Here is a 15,464-nt window from a genome sequence, read left to right as displayed (position 1 = left end):
GATCGTATCCCGCAGGAGTAAACGCAGGGCAATACCCATGCATCCTTGTGGTTACGGCCCACGCCTCGCTCACAGGGCCGTCACCAGCAGCGTACCCTCCGAAGCCACGAAACAGGAGGCCCCACCCGCCCCGATCGGCCCGTCCGGCGGGCGGTCGGCGCGGATCCGGTCAGCGCAACGACTCGCCTGTGGCGGCGAGATCGGTGGCGGCCCGTTCGAGGTCCTCGGCCGCGCGGTTGATGCGCCGAGTGGTGCGAGTCACCTGCCGGCCCAGACGCTGGGCCTCGACGAACACCGTGACGGCCAGCACCCCGAGGACGGCGATCCCGAGGAATCCCAGGGCGATGGCGAGCATGGGCCAGAACATGCGCAGAGCCTCGATGTGTCTAGTCGTGGGGTCCGGTCGGCCGGATGTCAGGAGTTCTGCAGGGTGGTGTGGAGGCGCAGCGTCCGCACTCCGCCGCCGGTGAGCAGCTCCACTATCCGCTCCCCGGCGGGCTTTCGGACGGCGGCGCCGCAGTCGGGGCAGGTGAACGAGTAGAACGTGGTGCGGCGGCTGGCGCCGATGGCCAGGCGCAGCGCTCCCGCCGCGAGTTCGAAGCGCCCGCGGCAGTCCGGGCAGGCGGCCTTGAAGCGTACGGACTCCGGAACCACCACAGTCGAGATACCCGACATCACAGACATATTGCCCATATCCCCTCGGGTGTCCACTCAGGCCTGGCCGTCATAGGCGACAAGCGCTGCCCGCGCCGCCTGCTGCGCACTCCGCGCCAGCTCCGGCGGGGCGACGATGCGCCCTTCGCCGCCGAGCCGGAGCGCGAGTCTGCGCAGCGACGCCGGGTCGGGGGTGCGCAGGGTGATCCGCAGTCCGCCGTCGGCGAGTTCCTCCGCGCTGTCGTGCGGGTAGTACTCGGCGACCCAACGGCCGCCGGGACCCACCTCGATCACGACCTCGGGGTCCTCGGCCGCCGGCTGCACCAGCCCTTCGGACAGGTCCCGCAGTTCCAGCTCCGGCGGGGCGGACGGCTCGTCCAGCAGCCTGATCTCGGCGACCCGGTCCAGCCGGAAGGTACGCCGGTCCTCGGAGGACCGGCACCATGCCTCCATGTACGTGTGCCCCACGGCGAACAGCCGGATCGGGTCCACCTCGCGTTCGGTGAGCTCGTCGCGCGCGGGTGAGTAGTACCGCAGCCAGAGCCGGCGCCGCTCGGAGATGGCCCGGTCGACGTCGGCGAAGACACCGCCCTCGGACTCGAACGTGACCGAGAGCCGGGAGCTGGCCGCGCCGACCTCGCCGGCCGCCGTCTCCAGCTTGGCGGTGGCCCGCAGCAGCGCCTGCCGGTCACTCTCCCGCAGCCCCGGCAGCGTGGCCACCGCGCGCGCGGCGACCAGCAGCGCCGTCGCCTCGTCCGCCGCGAGCCGCAGCGGCTCCGCCACGTCGTCCGGGTTGTGCCACCAGATCCGGTCGCCGTCGGTGTCGATGTCCAGGAGGTCGCCGCCGCGGAAGCTCGTCCCGCACATCGGCAGGACGTCGAGGTCCGAGATCAGCTCGTCCTCGGTGATCCCGAAGGCTCGCGCCACGTCCTGCACATGGGCGCCGGGGCGTTCCCGCAGATACGTCACGAGGGAGAGCATCCGGCGCGTCTGGTCGATCGCGTTCGTCGCCATGAGTACGGGCCCCTCAGTCCTTGGCCACGGCACGCAGCCGGTCGACCACATCGGCCCGCAGGTCCGCGGGTTCCTCCACGACGACGTCCGGACCGAACTCCACGAGCCAGGCGTCCAGGCCGTGTCCGTACGGGATCTCCAACTCGTCCCAGCCGTCGCCGAGTTCCCGTACCTGTATCGCACGCGACCGCAGCGGGTATCCGGAACCCGAACGCAGTCTGATCCGCGCGGTCCGGGTCGCCGTCTCGCCGGCCCAGCTCTCGACGGTCTCCCGGACGGTCACCACGTCGGGCACCTCGGCGGTGAACGCCCCGGCCCGTGACCGGACCCGGCCGGTGATCCGGGAGAGGCGGAACACCCGCTCGGCACCGCGGCCCCGGTCCCAGCCGGCCAGGTACCAGTGCCCGCGCCAGCACTCCAGCGTCCAGGGCTCGACCTGGCGCTGCTCGGGCCGGGCGGCGTTGCCCTTGCGGTAGTCGAAAGTCACCGGGCGGCGGTCGCGGCAGGCCAGCATCAGCGGCTCGAAGGCCGCCTCATGGACCGGAATACGGGGTTCGAGGGCGCTGTGCACCTCGTACGCGTCCTCGGCCTCCGGCATCCCCGCGGCCCTCAGCTTCTGCAGCGCGCCGCTGGCCGCGCCCGCGAGCCGCGCCTGCTGCCAGACCTTCGCGGCCAGCCCGAGCGCCGCGGCCTCCTCGGCGTCCAGCGTGATCGGCGGCAGCCGGTTGCTGTCCCGGCGGGCCAGATAGCCGATGTCGCCGTCCAGGTTCTCCACGGTCTCGATGACCAGACCGAGCTCGCGCAGATCGTCCTTGTCGCGCTCGAACATCCTGTTGAAGGCGTCGTCGGAGCCCGCCTCCAGATAGGCCTCGATCGACCCGCGCAGCTCACGCTTGCTGAGCGGGCGGCGGGTCCCCAGCAGGCACAGCGCCAGGTTCATCAGCCGCTCGGCCTTGGCAATCGCCATCGACGCCCTCTCTCTACGTGCTCTACGACCCTCGACCGTACCGCTCCGGGGTGTCCGGGCAAAAGCGAGGAGGGTGCTGATGACCTCGGCCACGAGCCGGGCCACGGTCGTCAGCACCCTCCCGGGCGCAGGACCTACGCGACGAGGGCCCGTGCGCTGCGGCACGGGCCCTCGTCATGCGTCCGGGGACGGATCAGACGGCGACCAGGTCGCAGACGAAGATCAGCGTCTCACCGGGGGCGATACGGCCGCCGGCGCCGCGGTCACCGTAAGCGAGGTGCGCGGGGATGGTCAGCTGGCGACGGCCGCCGACCTTCATGCCCTGCACGCCCTGGTCCCAGCCGGAGATGACCTGACCGACACCGAGCTGGAACTGCAGCGGGGTGCCGCGGTTCCAGGAAGCGTCGAACTCCTCGCCGGTGGAGAAGGCCACGCCCACGTAGTGGACCTTGACCATGTCGCCGGCCTTGGCGACCTCGCCGTCGCCCTCCCAGATGTCCTTGATCTCCAGGTCGACCGGCGGCTCGCCACCCGGGAAGTCGATCTCGGGCTTCTCGATGCTCACTGAACTGCTCCTCTAAATGATGAACTGGGCAACCGGGACAGTCTTACATCTTTGCCAGCAGGTCCACCGCGAAGACCAGCGTGGACTTGGCGGGGATGGTCTGCTGCGCCTTGTCGCCGAATGCCTGGTCCGGCGGGATGACCAGCAGGACACGGCTGCCGATCTTCTTGCCGACCAGGCCGTTCTTCAGGCCCTTGAGGGTGACCTGGGCCAGCGGGAACGTCTGGGTCTTGCCCTGGGTGTAGGTGCTGTCGAACGTCTTTCCGTCCTTCCACAGCTGGCCCACGTAGTTCACGACGACGCTGTCGGTCGCCTTGATGACCTCGCCCTTGGACTCCAGGACGTAGTTGGAGACCAGCTTCGTCGGCGGGTCGGTCTTCGGGATCTTCACACTCGGGGCCTTGCCGTCGGTGTTGGTGCCCACCTTCGGCAGGTCGGCGTCGTTCTGGGGGACGACGGTGCCCTTGGCGGACGCCGGGATCTGCGTCGCCTTCAGGACGTCGACGACGAAGACGAGAGTGGCGTTCGGCTTGATGTCGCCCTGGCCCTGGGCGCCGTAACCGAGGTCCGGCGGGATGATCAGCTCGACACGGCTGCCGACCTTCTTCCCGACGAGCCCCTGGTCCCAGCCCTTGATGACCATGCCGGCGCCGAGGGTGAGATCGAACGGCTGCTTACGGTCGAAACTGTTGTCGAACGGCTTTGTGGAGTCCCACGCCTGCCCGAGGTAGTTGACCTGGATCGCGTCGCCGTTCTTCAGCGTGGCGCCATCCCCCTCACTGATGACCTTCGTCTTCAGTTCCTTGGGCGGATCGCCCACTCCCTTGGAAATGGTGGGCTTCTCGCCGAACTTCTCACCCGCGGTGATCGCGGGGAATCCATTCGTCGAGGCGGAGGCTGAAGCGGAGTCGGATCCCTTGTCGTTGCCGCCGCACGCCGCTGTCAACAGCAGCAGGGGGACAACGAGAAGGCCGGCAAGTCGACGCACTGGTTCCTCAGATCTCAGACGGCACAGTTGGTTGAGTCCCCGACACTCTAGGGCGTGCACAGGGCCCCGTACGAGGAACGTACGGGGCCCGCGTCGCACAGGAGCCGAGGCGCGTCCTACGCCGCCTCACATACCCGCGATGAGCTTCTCCACCCGATCGTCCACCGAACGGAACGGGTCCTTGCACAACACCGTGCGCTGCGCCTGGTCGTTGAGCTTGAGGTGGACCCAGTCGACGGTGAAGTCCCGACGCTGTTCCTGGGCCCGTCGGATGAAGTCACCGCGCAGCCGCGCCCGGGTGGTCTGCGGGGGCACCGACTTGCCCTCGAAGATCTTCAGGTCGTTGCAGATACGGGCGGCCTGCCCCTTCCGCTCCAGCAGGTAGTACAGCCCGCGCCGACGGTGGATGTCGTGGTAGGCGAGGTCTATCTGGGCGACCCGCGGATGCGACATCGTCATGTTGTGCTTGGCCCGGTACCGCTCGATGAGCTTGTACTTCATCACCCAGTCGATCTCGGTACCGATCCGGTCGAGGTCCTCGGCCTCGATCGCGTCGAGCGTACGGCCCCACAGCTCCAGGACCTGCGCGACGGTGCCGGTGCGGATGCCGCGGCGGTCGACGAAGTCCACGGCCTTCTCGTAGTACTCGCGCTGCACCTCGATGGCGGAGGCCTCGCGGCCGCTGGCGAGGCGGACCTTGCGCTGTCCGGTGATGTCGTGACTGACCTCACGGATCGCCCGGATCGGGTTCTCCAGCGTCAGGTCCCGCATCACCGTGCCGGCCTCGATCATGCGGAGCACCAGGTCCGTCGCGCCGACCTTGAGCAGCATCGTCGTCTCGGACATGTTGGAGTCGCCGACGATGACGTGGAGGCGGCGGTACCGCTCCGCGTCGGCGTGCGGCTCGTCACGCGTGTTGATGATCGGACGGGAGCGCGTCGTCGCGGAGCTGACGCCCTCCCAGATGTGCTCGGCACGCTGGCTGACGCAGTAGACCGCGCCGCGCGGGGTCTGCAGCACCTTGCCCGCGCCGCAGAGCAGCTGCCTGGTGACGAGGAAGGGAATGAGGATGTCCGCGAGCCGGGAGAATTCTCCGTGCCGCGCCACGAGGTAGTTCTCGTGGCACCCGTAGGAGTTTCCCGCCGAATCGGTGTTGTTCTTGAACAGATAGACGTCGCCCGCGATTCCCTCCTCGTGCAGGCGGCGTTCGGCGTCGACAAGCAGACCTTCGAGAATGCGCTCGCCGGCCTTGTCGTGGGTGACCAGCTCGGTCAGATTGTCGCACTCGGGGGTTGCATATTCCGGATGCGATCCCACGTCGAGGTAGAGGCGGGCGCCGTTCCGCAGAAAGACATTGCTGCTGCGGCCCCATGACACGACACGGCGGAAGAGGTAGCGCGCCACTTCGTCAGGAGACAGTCGGCGCTGTCCCCTGAACGTGCACGTGACGCCGTACTCGTTCTCCAGCCCGAAAATGCGGCGGTCCATGACTGAACATTACGCCTGATGGCCCGAGCTGAAACCGGGTTGGACAGCACCGTTTCGATCATTTTCCGAACTCTGTGCGGAAACAGCCGTACGCCCGGGAACTGCGAGGACCCTTCCCGTGGCCAGCAGAACCAGCAGCGCGGCCACCCCGCCGGCCCCCGCCACGGCGAAGCTCCACGCCGTGCCGCCCCGTTCGACGGCCGGGCCCGCCACGGCCGTTCCCGCCGCCGCGCCCACTCCGAACGTGGTCACCAGCCAGGAGAACGCCTCGGTCACCGTGCCCCGCGGCGCGTGCCGGTCCACCACGATGAACGAGCAGGCGATCGCCGGCGCCAGGAACACCCCGGCGAGCGCGGCCAGTGCGGTCATCGCGGCCACCCCGGGCGTCAGCATCAGCGGCAGGTAGCCGACGGCGAGCAGCGCGACCAGAACCCGCAGCCGGCGCTCCGGTGCCCCGGCCCACTGCCGTGCCCCGTAGACCGATCCGCCGATCAGCGCGCCGAGCCCCAGAGCGGCCATCAGCCAGCCGTACACCGCCTGCCGGCCGTGGTCGTCGGCGTACGCGACGCCCGCCACCGTGATCGACCCCAGCGCCAGCCCGACGAAGAAGAACGAACCGAGCAGGGCCAGCAGCCCCGGCGAACGCAGCGCGCCGAGCCAGTGGGCCTCACGTGGCGCCGAACGCCAGGTGCGGGAGGGCTCCGACAGCACCACGGAGAGGGCGCCCAGCACCCCGAGCCCGTTGATGACGAGCAGCGCCGCTGCGGGCGACCGGAGCGCGACCAGCACCGTCACCAGCAGCGGCCCCACGGTGAACATGACCTCCTGGGCCACCGCGTCCATGGCGTAGGCCCGGTGCACCCGGTCCTCGCTCCCCAGGACCGTCGGCCACAGCGCTCGCAGACCGCCCTCCAGCGGCGGCGTGAAGACCCCCGCCACGATCACGGCCCCGTACGCCAGCGGTAGCGATCCGAGGCCCGCCAGGGCCAGCAGGGCCATGCCCAGCGCGGACAGCACGGACGCGGGGAGCTGGACGCGCGGCTGGCCGTACAGGTCCACCGCGCGGCCCAGCAGCGGCTGCCCGACCGCCGTGGCGAGGCCGTACACCGCCGCGAGCGCCCCGGCGAGCGTGTAGCTGCCGCCCTCGGCCCGGGTGAACAGGACGATCGCGATGTGCGCCGTGCCGTTGGGCAGCCGGCCCACCAGCGTGCCGGCCAGCAGCCGGGCGGCGTGCCGCGCCCGGAGGATGTCCAGATATCCCGCGGCCATGTCCCGCCCCTCTCCCCCGGGCGCCTTCCGGACACCCGAGGTTTTACGTATAACGTCGAGCTTCATACGTACCATGTGGCCAGTCCGCAGTCCACCTCGTCGCACCCGCCAGCACCGCTCCCGCCCCGCCCGGAGGCACCGTGACCAGCGCATCCCAGCCCGCCCCGGCCAGGCCCACCAGCCGCGACGTCGCCCGGGCCGCAGGCGTCTCGCAGGCCACCGTCTCCCTCGTCCTCGGCGACAAGTGGCGCGGCAGGGTCTCCGCGGCCACCGCCGAGCGGGTCCGCGCCGCCACCGAGGACCTCGGCTACCGCCCCAACCTCGCCGCCCGCAGCCTGCGCCTGGGGCGCACAAGGACCGCCCTGCTGGTCGTCCCTGCGCTCACCAACGAGTTCTTCGCGCGCGTCTACACCGGCGCCGCCGCCGTCGCGGCCGAGCACGGTTTCGGGGTGGTCCTCTACCCCTCCCCGGACGGCACGGGCCCGGCCAGGGACCCCTTCGCCTCCGCCCGCGCCGCCCTGGACGGAGTCATCGCCTCCTCCATGGCGGCCGATGCCCTCGACGCCCTGCGCGGCACCGGGCTGCCGCTGGTCATGCTGGACAGCGACCCCGCCGACCCCGGCGCCGCGGCCCGGGTCAACCTCGACATCGCCGACGGCATGCGCCAGGTGACGGAGCATCTGCTCGGCCTCGGCCACCGCCGCTTCCTGCACCTGGCGTCGGCCATCGACTCCTGGACCTTCGCCGTCCGCGCCCGGGCCCTGCGGGACGCCGTGCGGGCCGTGCCCGGCACCGAGGTGCGCACCGTTCCGGCGGCGCTCGACGTCCGCGCGGGCCGCGAAGCCGCGGAACACGCGCTGGCGGCCCCCGGCCCCCGCCCGACCGCCGTCGTCTGCGACGACGACATCCTCGCCGCGGGCGCCTGCAAGGCCGCTCGCCGGCTCGGTCTGCGGGTCCCCGACGACGTCTCCGTCACCGGTTTCGACGACCTGGCCCTGGCGACCGCCGTCGAACCCGAACTCACCACCGTGCAGCTCCCCGCCGAACAGGTCGGCGAGCGAGGTATGAACGCTCTGCTGGCCGTCCTCGACGGCCGGCCGGCGGAGCCCGGCAGCCTGCCCGTGCACCTGGTCGTCCGCGGCTCCTCCGCGCCCCCGCCGCCGCCCCGCTCATGACGGTGCCCCGGCACGCCGGGAGCGGCGGACCGGGGCACGGGTCGGAGCGTGGGGCTACTCCTCGGACGAATCCGGGGAGTCGCCGGACACCGACGGCTTCGGGACATCGGTGGGGGCGTCGCCCCCCTCGCCGTCCTCCAGGTCCGACGGGGCGTCCGTCGGCGTGGACCCGCCGTCGGCCTCCAGCAGCCGAGCCAGCTGCCGGCCGACGATCCGCTTGAACTTCCGCTGCTGAGGCCGCGTACGGTCCAGGACCGCCACCTCCAGCCGCTCCGCGGGGATCTCCCGCTCGCTCCCGTTGGGATCGCGGGACAGCGCCTGCACGGCCAGCTTGAGCGCCTCCGCCAGCGTCATCCCGTCACGGTGGCGCTGATCGAGGAACGTGCTGATCTGCTCCGCGTTGCCGCCCACCGCGACCGAGCCGTGCTCGTCCACGATCGATCCGTCGTGCGGCAGCCGATAGATCTGATCGCCATCGGGCTGGGCGCCGACCTCGGCGACCACCAGTTCCACCTCGTACGGCTTCTCCGCCGCACTGGAGAAAATGGTGCCCAGCGTCTGCGCGTAGACGTTGGCGAGCCCACGGGCCGTCACATCGTCACGGTCGTAGGTGTATCCGCGGAGATCTGCGTATCGGACTCCGCCGATGCGCAGATTCTCGTACTCGTTGTACTTGCCGGCAGCGGCAAAACCGATCCGGTCATAGATCTCGCTGAACTTGTGCAGCGCACGGGACGGGTTCTCGCCGACGAACACAATGCCGTCGGCGTACTGCAGCACAACCAGGCTGCGACCACGGGCGATGCCCTTCCGGGCGTATTCCGCCCGGTCGGCCATGGCCTGCTGAGGTGAGACATAGAACGGCGTCGACACCGGCTATCCGTCCCTTTCTGTCAGTGACGAGTGCATCGAGGAGGCCCCGGAAACCGGGTCAGAGCAGCGCGGCGCGCGGGCCGTCGGGCTGTTCCAGCCGGCGTTCCAGAATGGCCCGAGCGATCTCGGAGGATTCCGCCTCCGCGAGCCTCCGGAAGCCCTCGTCGGTGATGACGGTGACGATCGGGTAGATCCGCCGGGCCACATCCGGGCCGCCGGTCGCCGAGTCGTCGTCCGCGGCGTCGTACAGCGCCTGTACGACCAGGGTGAGCGCCTGCTGCTCCGTCAGGTCCTCGCGGTAGAGCTTCTTCATCGACCCGCGGGCGAAGATCGAGCCGGAGCCGGTGGCCGCGTAGCCCTTCTCCTCGGAGCGGCCGCCGGTGACGTCGTACGAGAAGATCCGGCCCTTCTCGCGGTCGACGTCGTAGCCGGCGAAGAGCGGGACCACGGCGAGACCCTGCATGGCCATGGCCAGGTTGCTGCGGATCATCGTGGAGAGCCGGTTCGCCTTGCCCTCCAGGGAGAGCTGGGCACCCTCGACCTTCTCGAAGTGCTCGAGCTCCAGCTGGAAGAGCTTGACCATCTCCACGGCGAGGCCGGCCGTACCGGCGATGCCCACCGCCGAGTACTCGTCGGCCGGGAAGACCTTCTCGATGTCGCGCTGCGCGATCATGTTGCCCATGGTGGCCCGACGGTCACCGGCGAGCACCACGCCACCGGGGAACGTCACGGCGACGATCGTCGTCCCGTGCGGCGCCTCGACGGCCCCCTGCAGGGGCGGCAGGTGCCGGTTGCCCGGGAGCATCTCGGGCGACTGGTCGGACAGGAAGTCCATGAACGAAGAGGATCCCGGCGTCAGGAAGGCAGCTGGTAGACGCCCGGTGCTACGAGTGTTGGCTTCCACGCGTTTCCCTCCAGGTATGCGATGGCCCTGCGCAAGGTGTCAGGATCATCCCCCAACTTGCCGATGGCCGGATTGCAGTTGATGCGGTTACGCCACGGACCCTACCCGCCCCGTGGCGTTGATCCACATGCATGACGGGGGCAGCTGTGCCCGGTGCCGTGATACCTGTGCCCGCGCGCGGTACGGGATTGCCTCTCCCGTACCGCGCACGCCGCACCTCTCCCCCGTCGTTCACATCAGTGAACTACTGTCCACCCTTTTGAACGAAGGAACGGACGAAGTCCTCGGCGTTCTCCTCCAGGACGTCGTCGATCTCGTCCAGAACCGAGTCGACGTCGTCGCTCAGCTTCTCCTGCCGCTCCTTGAGGTCCTCGGACGCCTGCGCCTCCTGCGCCTGCTCCTCGACCTCCTCGGTGGAACGTGTCGCCTTCTGCTGTCCGCCGCCGGTGTCCTTGGTCGCCATATAGCTCACCCCGCTCGGTTCGAAGCACTTGGTCAGACCCTACCTAGGAGGTCCGACATCGGCCCGGTACTTGTCCATACGCCCGGGGTCATCTCGATGATTCCCGGATCACGGCCATTTCAGCCGCCCGAGAGCACCCGGACCAGCTCTTCCGCCGTACGACAGCGGTCCAGGAGCTCCTTGACGTGGTTACGGGTCCCCCGGAGCGGTTCCAGTGTGGGCACGCGCTGCAACGAGTCGTGACCCGGCAGGTCGAAGATGACCGAGTCCCAGGAGGCCGCGGCGACGTCGTCCGCGTACTGTTCCAGGCAACGGCCACGGAAATACGCCCTGGTGTCCTCCGGAGGCTTGGCACGGGCCTCCTCGACCTCGCTCTCGTCCAGGAGGCGCTTCATCTTCCCGCGGGCCGCGAGACGGTTGTACAGGCCCTTCTCGGCCCGCACGTCCGCGTACTGGAGGTCCACCAGGTGCAGCCGGGCCGCGTCCCAGTCCAGGTTGTCGCGGCGGCGGTAACCCTCCATGAGCTCCCGCTTGGCGATCCAGTCGAGCTCGCCGGAGAGGCTCATCGGATCGTTCTCCAGCCGGTTGAGCGTGTCCTCCCAGCGGATCAGGATGTCCTTGGTCTGTTCGTCGGCGTCCGCCCCGTACCGCTCCTCGACGTACTTGCGGCCGAGCTCGAAGTACTCCATCTGGAGCTGCACCGCGGTGAGTGTCCGGCCACTGCGGAGCGTGATGAGGTGCTGCAGGCTCGGGTCGTGCGAGACCTGGTGCAGGGTGCGCACCGGCTGGTCGACGGCGAGGTCGACGTTGATGAAGCCGTCTTCGATCATGGACAGGATGAGGGCGGTGGTGCCGAGCTTGAGGTAGGTGGAGATCTCCGACAGGTTCGCGTCGCCGATGATCACATGCAGGCGGCGGTACTTCTCGGCGTCGGAGTGGGGTTCGTCCCGGGTGTTGATGATGGGGCGCTTGAGGGTCGTCTCGAGGCCCACCTCGACCTCGAAGTAGTCCGCCCGCTGACTGATCTGGAAGCCGTGCTCGTGGCCGTCCTGGCCGATTCCGACGCGGCCGGCGCCGGTGACGACCTGGCGGGAGACGAAGAACGGGGTCAGGTGGCGCACGATGTCCGAGAACGGGGTCTCCCGCTTCATCAGGTAGTTCTCGTGCGTGCCGTAGGAGGCGCCCTTGTTGTCGGTGTTGTTCTTGTAGAGGTGGATCGGCTGGGCGCCGGGGAGCTGGGCCGCGCGTTCGGCGGCCTCGGCCATGATGCGTTCGCCGGCCTTGTCCCACAGGACCGCGTCCCGCGGGTTGGTGATCTCCGGCGAGCTGTACTCGGGGTGCGCGTGGTCCACGTACAGCCGGGCACCGTTGGTGAGGATGACATTGGCGAGGCCGATGTCCTCATCCGTGAGCTGGCTGGAGTCGGCGGTTTCGCGGGCGAGGTCGAAGCCTCGCGCGTCACGCAGCGGGTTCTCCTCCTCGAAGTCCCAGCGGGCGCGTCGCGCCCGGTGCATCGCCGCCGCGTACGCGTTGACGATCTGGGACGAGGTGAGCATGGCATTGGCGTTGGGATGTCCGGGCACGGAGATGCCGTACTCCGTCTCGATGCCCATTACTCGCCGTACGGTCATGCGGCCCTCCTTGCCCGGCGGCGTTCCCTTCCGGGATCGGCGCTCAAGTACCGCTGCTTGTCCGGTGCGTGTGCGGTGCCCGCCCCCGCACTGCGCGACCGGGCGGTACGGAAGAGCCTAGAGCGCCTCTGCGCTGGTGGGGAGATCAATTACGTCATTGCTCCGGTGTCGCGGGAGCTGTCCGGAAAACAACCGGCTGCGGATGCCCGGCCGGGCATCCGCAGCCGGTCCGAGTTCTACAGGTACTGTCCGGTGTTCGCCACCGTGTCGATGGACCGGCCGGTGTCCGCGCCCTGTTTTCCGGTGACGAGGGTGCGGATGAAGACGATCCGCTCGCCCTTCTTGCCGGAGATCCTGGCCCAGTCGTCCGGGTTGGTGGTGTTGGGAAGGTCCTCGTTCTCCTTGAACTCGTCCACACACGCCTGGAGGAGATGGGAGACGCGAAGGCCCTTCTGGCCCTGGTCGAGGAAGGCCTTGATGGCCATCTTCTTGGCCCGGTCGACGATGTTCTGAATCATCGCGCCGGAGTTGAAGTCCTTGAAGTACAGGACTTCCTTGTCGCCGTTGGCGTACGTGACTTCGAGGAAGCGGTTCTCCTCGGACTCGGTGTACATCCGCTCGACGACGGACTGGATCATGGCGTGGGCCGCGGCTTCCTTCGAGCCGGTGTGCTCGGCGAGATCGTCCGAGTGCAGCGGCAGGGAGGGCGTGAGGTACTTCGCGAAGATGTCCTTCGCGGCCTCCGCGTCCGGACGCTCGATCTTGATCTTCACATCGAGACGGCCGGGCCGCAGGATCGCGGGGTCGATCATGTCCTCGCGGTTGGAGGCGCCGATGACGATGACGTTCTCCAGGCCCTCCACACCGTCGATCTCGGCGAGCAGCTGCGGGACGATGGTGTTCTCCACGTCCGAGCTGACGCCCGATCCACGGGTGCGGAAGAGGGATTCCATCTCGTCGAAGAAGACGATGACGGGGGTTCCCTCGCTGGCCTTCTCACGGGCCCGCTGGAAGACCAGGCGGATGTGCCGCTCGGTCTCACCCACGTACTTGTTGAGGAGTTCGGGGCCCTTGATGTTGAGGAAGTAGCTCTTCCCCGTGGGCTGCCCGGTGACTTCCGCGACCTTCTTCGCCAGGGAGTTGGCGACGGCCTTGGCGATGAGCGTCTTGCCGCAGCCGGGCGGACCGTAGAGCAGGATGCCCTTCGGAGGCCGCAGCTCGTGCTCCTTGAAGAGATCGGGGTGGAGGTAGGGGAGCTCGACCGCGTCCCGGATCAGTTCGATCTGGTCGCCCAGACCGCCGATCTTGTCGTAGTCGATGTCAGGAACCTCTTCGAGGACGAGTTCCTCGACCTCGCTCTTGGGCACCACTTCGTAGACGTAGCCGGACCTGGGTTCGAGCAGGAGGGCGTCGCCGGGGCGGATGGTGATGTCGAACAGCGGCTCGGCGAGCCGCACCACCCGTTCCTCGTCGGTGTGCCCGATGACCAGGGCCCGCTCGCCGTCCTCAAGGATCTCCTTGAGGGTGACGATGTCCCCGGCCCGCTCGAATTCCATGGCGTCGACCACGTTGAGCGCTTCGTTGAGCATGACCTCCTGGCCGCGCCGGAGGTCGTCGAGCTCGACACTGGGGCTGACGTTCACCCGGAGCTTGCGGCCCCCGGTGAAGATGTCGCAGGTGCCGTCCTCGTTGCCCTGCAGGAAGACTCCGAAGCCGGCCGGCGGCTGTGCGAGCCGGTCGACCTCCTCCTTGAGGGCCACGATCTGGTCGCGGGCCTCGCGCAGGGTGTTGGCGAGCCGCTCGTTCTGGGCGGACACGCCTGCGAGGTTCGTCTGCAACTCGACGATCCGCTCTTCGAGAATCCTCGTATGGCGCGGAGAGTCGGCGAGCTTACGTCGCAGGACGGCGATTTCCTGCTCAAGATAGGCGACCTGGCCGGCTGGGTCATCGGACCCCCGCCCGGGCCGGATGCCGCGGGTGATGTCGTCGTCGTGGGCTGCCACGGTCCTCACCTCCTCCAAGGGGAGCTGGACGCTTCCTGACCCTACCTGGGTGGGTGATGATTGAAACCCCTAGATCACAAAGACTGTGGGGTGTGTCCGATCTTCACCCTTGCGCTCTCCCTCACGCCAGGGGAATACCCACCCTTCAACATCGGAAAGCGGCCGGTTGTATCGTCGAACCGGTCAACACCCGTCAGGGCTGGCTATTTTTGATACTGATACGCAGGAACGGCAGGAGAAATGACCGTGCAGCAGGACGCTCCGACCGGCAGCGACGCGCAGGATCTGGAGGTCTGGATCGACCAGGACCTCTGCACGGGGGACGGCATCTGCGTGCAGTACGCGCCCGAGGTCTTCGAGCTGGACATCGACGGCCTGGCGTATGTGAAGAGCGGCGAGGACGAACTGCTCCAGGACAAGGGCGCCACGACACCCGTGCCGCTGCCGCTGCTTCAGGACGTGGTCGACTCGGCGAAGGAGTGCCCGGGCGACTGTATTCATGTACGGCGCGTTTCGGACAGGGTCGAGGTCTACGGCCCCGAGGCCGCCTGACCCACGCGGTGATCCGCCCGGCGGCCCGCCGGGCACGGGGAGCGACCGGTCAGACGCTGTTCGCGTCGCCCCGCGCGGCACGGACGAAGGCGCCGTTCCGCCACTGCCAGGTCACGCTTTCCTGCTGGTCGGGGCAGCAGCGCGGGATGCCGGGCGAGGAGTAGCCGAGGAGCGTGGCGGAGATGGTCCCCTCACGCACCGTGAATGCGCCGACGCTCATCTTCTGGGCGGGGTCCACCAGGGTCGCGACGATCCGGGGTGCGGCCCCGCTTCCGTGTGTGAGCACGTAGACGCCGCTGGGCGGGGTACCGGATCCGGCCGCGCAGTGGACCACGGCCACGGTCTCCGGCCGGCCGTCGCCGTCGAGGTCGCCGGGTACCTGCTTGGCGACGGTGCTGCCCGCCGACCCGCACTCCAGCGGAAAGCTCACACCGGCCGGGTCGGGGGCGGCCACGGGTGCGGTGCCGTGCTGCGTGGTGACGCGGTGGGCGGTCGAGGCCGAGGCGGTGGCCGCGTCGGGCTGGAGCAGACCGGCCCCCGCGACGACGGCGGCCATGGCGGTGGCGGTGACGAGCCACTGCATCGGCCTGGTGTCGGTGTGCGCGAGGTCCGGGAGTTCGGAGGTCTGCACGCGGGATGTCTCCTGTGGTTCCTGTGGTGCGGCGACGCCGTGGACAACGGGGACATCGGCCGTGGCGTGGGGGTGGCCAGCATCGTGCCACACCTCACAGGGCAGTGGAACGGTGGGGTCGGTACGGATTCGGAATCCGTACCGCCGGCCGCGCGCCGGCGACCGCCCGGGCGGACAACGAAACGGCGCCGCCGCCCAGTTCCCGGGTCGGTCCGGGGAACTGGGCCGCGGCGCCACCCGCGTTCGCCGCTGGAGCACCGGGCGGATGTTACGCCCTGGCTGCCGGG

Annotated in this window: 16 protein-coding genes and 1 pseudogene; 2 read left to right on the top strand and 15 right to left on the bottom strand. The window is 69.2% G+C overall.

Going from position 1 to position 15,464, the window contains the following annotated elements; translation table 11 throughout:
* Window positions 1–169: 169 nt before the first annotated feature.
* The 8 genes from ACFVXE_RS19075 to ACFVXE_RS19040 all read right to left on the bottom strand — a co-directional run bounded on the left by ACFVXE_RS19075 (window position 170) and on the right by ACFVXE_RS19040 (window position 6,945).
* Entirely contained in the window at window positions 170–367 is a 198-nt protein-coding gene (locus ACFVXE_RS19075) for a hypothetical protein (RefSeq protein WP_389672378.1), read from the bottom strand.
* A gap of 47 nt (window positions 368–414) precedes the next feature.
* Window positions 415–693, bottom strand: coding sequence for a hypothetical protein (locus tag ACFVXE_RS19070; protein ID WP_389672376.1), 279 nt, complete (start codon window positions 691–693; stop codon window positions 415–417).
* An 18-nt stretch (window positions 694–711) separates the two neighbouring features.
* Window positions 712–1,668, bottom strand: a complete 957-nt coding sequence (locus ACFVXE_RS19065) for a helix-turn-helix transcriptional regulator (protein WP_389672375.1) — start codon at window positions 1,666–1,668, stop codon at window positions 712–714.
* Between the two features lie 13 nt (window positions 1,669–1,681).
* Complete coding sequence (locus ACFVXE_RS19060; RefSeq protein WP_389672374.1) at window positions 1,682–2,635, bottom strand: helix-turn-helix transcriptional regulator; 954 nt, start codon at window positions 2,633–2,635, stop codon at window positions 1,682–1,684.
* Between the two features lie 193 nt (window positions 2,636–2,828).
* On the bottom strand, window positions 2,829–3,200 hold the full coding sequence (locus ACFVXE_RS19055) for an FKBP-type peptidyl-prolyl cis-trans isomerase (protein ID WP_277325255.1): 372 nt from the start codon (window positions 3,198–3,200) through the stop codon (window positions 2,829–2,831).
* 43 nt (window positions 3,201–3,243) lie between these two features.
* Window positions 3,244–4,188, bottom strand: a complete 945-nt coding sequence (locus ACFVXE_RS19050; RefSeq protein WP_389672372.1) for an FKBP-type peptidyl-prolyl cis-trans isomerase — start codon at window positions 4,186–4,188, stop codon at window positions 3,244–3,246.
* A gap of 126 nt (window positions 4,189–4,314) precedes the next feature.
* Entirely contained in the window at window positions 4,315–5,676 is a 1,362-nt protein-coding gene (pafA, locus tag ACFVXE_RS19045; RefSeq protein ID WP_389672370.1) for a Pup--protein ligase, read from the bottom strand.
* A 9-nt stretch (window positions 5,677–5,685) separates the two neighbouring features.
* Entirely contained in the window at window positions 5,686–6,945 is a 1,260-nt protein-coding gene (locus tag ACFVXE_RS19040; RefSeq protein ID WP_389672368.1) for an MFS transporter, read from the bottom strand.
* A gap of 140 nt (window positions 6,946–7,085) precedes the next feature.
* Between ACFVXE_RS19040 and ACFVXE_RS19035 the strand changes: the two genes are divergently transcribed.
* Window positions 7,086–8,120 (top strand): LacI family DNA-binding transcriptional regulator, encoded by a 1,035-nt coding sequence (locus tag ACFVXE_RS19035; RefSeq protein WP_389672366.1) that lies wholly within the window; start codon window positions 7,086–7,088, stop codon window positions 8,118–8,120.
* Between the two features lie 54 nt (window positions 8,121–8,174).
* On the opposite strand, the gene prcA is transcribed toward ACFVXE_RS19035, so the two are convergent.
* The 6 genes and pseudogenes from prcA to arc all read right to left on the bottom strand — a co-directional run bounded on the left by prcA (window position 8,175) and on the right by arc (window position 13,994).
* Window positions 8,175–8,993, bottom strand: a complete 819-nt coding sequence (gene prcA, locus ACFVXE_RS19030) for a proteasome subunit alpha (RefSeq protein WP_389672364.1) — start codon at window positions 8,991–8,993, stop codon at window positions 8,175–8,177.
* Window positions 8,994–9,051: 58 nt separating this feature from the next.
* Entirely contained in the window at window positions 9,052–9,897 is an 846-nt protein-coding gene (gene prcB / locus ACFVXE_RS19025; protein ID WP_389672362.1) for a proteasome subunit beta, read from the bottom strand.
* Window positions 9,849–10,039, bottom strand: a pseudogene (locus ACFVXE_RS19020) (endonuclease domain-containing protein); the annotation flags it as partial. The gene prcB and the pseudogene ACFVXE_RS19020, both read right to left, overlap by 49 nt.
* A gap of 102 nt (window positions 10,040–10,141) precedes the next feature.
* Window positions 10,142–10,360 carry a ubiquitin-like protein Pup gene (locus ACFVXE_RS19015; protein ID WP_030918434.1) on the bottom strand — a complete coding sequence of 73 codons (219 nt, stop codon included), beginning with the start codon at window positions 10,358–10,360 and terminating at the stop codon, window positions 10,142–10,144.
* A 119-nt stretch (window positions 10,361–10,479) separates the two neighbouring features.
* Window positions 10,480–11,991: a depupylase/deamidase Dop gene (gene dop, locus ACFVXE_RS19010; RefSeq protein ID WP_389672361.1), complete on the bottom strand. Its 1,512-nt coding sequence runs from the start codon at window positions 11,989–11,991 to the stop codon at window positions 10,480–10,482.
* A gap of 236 nt (window positions 11,992–12,227) precedes the next feature.
* Window positions 12,228–13,994 carry a proteasome ATPase gene (gene arc / locus ACFVXE_RS19005; RefSeq protein WP_389672359.1) on the bottom strand — a complete coding sequence of 589 codons (1,767 nt, stop codon included), beginning with the start codon at window positions 13,992–13,994 and terminating at the stop codon, window positions 12,228–12,230.
* A 240-nt stretch (window positions 13,995–14,234) separates the two neighbouring features.
* On the opposite strand from arc, the gene ACFVXE_RS19000 reads away from it, so the two are divergent.
* Complete coding sequence (locus tag ACFVXE_RS19000; RefSeq protein WP_389672358.1) at window positions 14,235–14,546, top strand: ferredoxin; 312 nt, start codon at window positions 14,235–14,237, stop codon at window positions 14,544–14,546.
* A gap of 49 nt (window positions 14,547–14,595) precedes the next feature.
* On the opposite strand, the gene ACFVXE_RS18995 is transcribed toward ACFVXE_RS19000, so the two are convergent.
* Window positions 14,596–15,177, bottom strand: coding sequence for a hypothetical protein (locus tag ACFVXE_RS18995; protein WP_389672356.1), 582 nt, complete (start codon window positions 15,175–15,177; stop codon window positions 14,596–14,598).
* Between the last annotated feature and the right edge of the window lie 287 nt (window positions 15,178–15,464).

It is taken from the genome of Streptomyces sp. NPDC058231 (assembly GCF_042882275.1).
In the GTDB taxonomy this organism is placed as follows: Bacteria; Actinomycetota; Actinomycetes; order Streptomycetales; family Streptomycetaceae; genus Streptomyces.
Note: the sequence above shows the minus strand (reverse complement) of the source record. Positions and strands in the feature narration are given on the sequence as shown.

Coding starts and splice junctions, on each gene's coding strand:
- ACFVXE_RS19065 (WP_389672375.1), bottom strand. CDS start 1,668: ATGGCGACGAACGCGATCGACCAGACGCGCCGGATGCTCTCCCTCGTG.
- ACFVXE_RS19075 (WP_389672378.1), bottom strand. CDS start 367: ATGTTCTGGCCCATGCTCGCCATCGCCCTGGGATTCCTCGGGATCGCC.
- ACFVXE_RS19015 (WP_030918434.1), bottom strand. CDS start 10,360: ATGGCGACCAAGGACACCGGCGGCGGACAGCAGAAGGCGACACGTTCC.
- pafA (WP_389672370.1), bottom strand. CDS start 5,676: ATGGACCGCCGCATTTTCGGGCTGGAGAACGAGTACGGCGTCACGTGC.
- dop (WP_389672361.1), bottom strand. CDS start 11,991: ATGACCGTACGGCGAGTAATGGGCATCGAGACGGAGTACGGCATCTCC.
- ACFVXE_RS19060 (WP_389672374.1), bottom strand. CDS start 2,635: ATGGCGATTGCCAAGGCCGAGCGGCTGATGAACCTGGCGCTGTGCCTG.
- ACFVXE_RS19040 (WP_389672368.1), bottom strand. CDS start 6,945: ATGGCCGCGGGATATCTGGACATCCTCCGGGCGCGGCACGCCGCCCGG.
- ACFVXE_RS19000 (WP_389672358.1), top strand. CDS start 14,235: ATGACCGTGCAGCAGGACGCTCCGACCGGCAGCGACGCGCAGGATCTG.
- ACFVXE_RS19070 (WP_389672376.1), bottom strand. CDS start 693: ATGGGCAATATGTCTGTGATGTCGGGTATCTCGACTGTGGTGGTTCCG.